The sequence below is a fragment of the Desulfovibrio sp. 1214_IL3152 genome (genome assembly GCF_036763055.1).
Taxonomy (GTDB): domain Bacteria; phylum Desulfobacterota; class Desulfovibrionia; order Desulfovibrionales; family Desulfovibrionaceae; genus Desulfovibrio.
This window is the reverse complement of sequence record NZ_JBAIYW010000302.1, coordinates 1-1,210: the sequence shown is the minus strand read 5'-3', so window position 1 is coordinate 1,210 and position 1,210 is coordinate 1. Positions and strand designations below refer to the sequence as shown.

The window sequence follows — 1,210 nt, the reverse complement described above, 5'->3', positions numbered from 1 at the left end:
CGGGCAACAGCGGCCAGAATTTCCGCCGCCAGATCCTGAGGCATGGGGGTATCTTCCACCAACTGGCCGAGGCTGCGCGAAAGCTTGGCAAGATGTTTGGGGGCAAGGCCCCCGGCAGCCTGTATGCGCCGGTTGATCTCGCTCTGCAGTTCGCCGCTCTGGAAAAAATGCTGGCAGCCCACGGCAGTGACCACAAAGCCCCTGGGAACCAGATCGGGCAGACGGCGGCGCACATCTTCGAGCCGCAGGGTCACAGGATCAACCAGCGGAGACCGCCCCTGCCCGCTGAGAGCCTCCATATCCGTTTCGTCCGGCCCAAGCGGCAGCACAAGAGGCCCCAGAAGGCAGGATTCCGGTTCGTAAACGTCGTCCGCCACCATGTTTTGCAATTCGGCAAACCGCGCGTACAGGGCTTCGCAGGGGGCGGGATCGAGCCGCTCCAGCTGCTTGATGCACTGAAACGCCTGTGTCGCCATGCTGGTACATAGGGCGCGCACCCTGTAAAGCCCAAAGGGATGGTCACAGCACAGGGTGTACTCAAGGGCGGTCATGGTTTCCTGAAAAGTGTTCCATGCCGTGAGAAAAAGCTTGAAGGAATGATGCCGCAGGGCAAAGAAGCGTTCGGCATCGCTGTCTGAAGCCGAGGCTCCGGCTGCGGCCCGCCGGGCGGTCCGCGAAAAAAAGCCCAAAAGGCGTGAGAGTGGCATGACGGCTCCAGAACTCATGACAAAGCCCCGGTTTTACTAACCTGGGAACCTGTGCCGCCGGCGGCATGGCCGCCGGACCGTGAGCGCAAAAATATGTCGCGCCGGGCAGTTACGCCCATTGGCGGTATTGTTACACAGCGGTAACACAGGCAGCACGCCATATGCAACAGCGAAAAAGCCTGACAGGACGCTCGGCAATATGAACCACAGCGTCAAGTTAGCACAGCGCCCCCCTGCCTTCAAGCAACATGTGACATAATTCCCAAATATAAAATAAGAAACTCCAGAACGTTCAGGACACCAGCGTTTTCTCATGCCGCAAATTCGGCCGTAAACCGGCTTGCCACCCCCGGCCACAACAATTCTTTGTTGGTGGCGTCATGCGTCTCGCGCGCTACAAAAAAACGCTCGGATGGAGGCTTGGGGACAGAACGACCGCGACGGGCGGAGGGCGTCTGAACGACGCATGGCGGACGACGCCCTCATTGCGGGCAACGGCCTTC

The 1,210-nt window shown here is 59.8% G+C and carries 1 protein-coding gene; it reads right to left on the bottom strand.

From position 1 onward, the window contains the following. A partial coding sequence (locus V6C07_RS06475; RefSeq protein ID WP_333535533.1) for a PEP/pyruvate-binding domain-containing protein occupies positions 1-707 on the bottom strand: 707 nt, incomplete at its 3' end. Between the last annotated feature and the right edge of the window lie 503 nt (positions 708-1,210).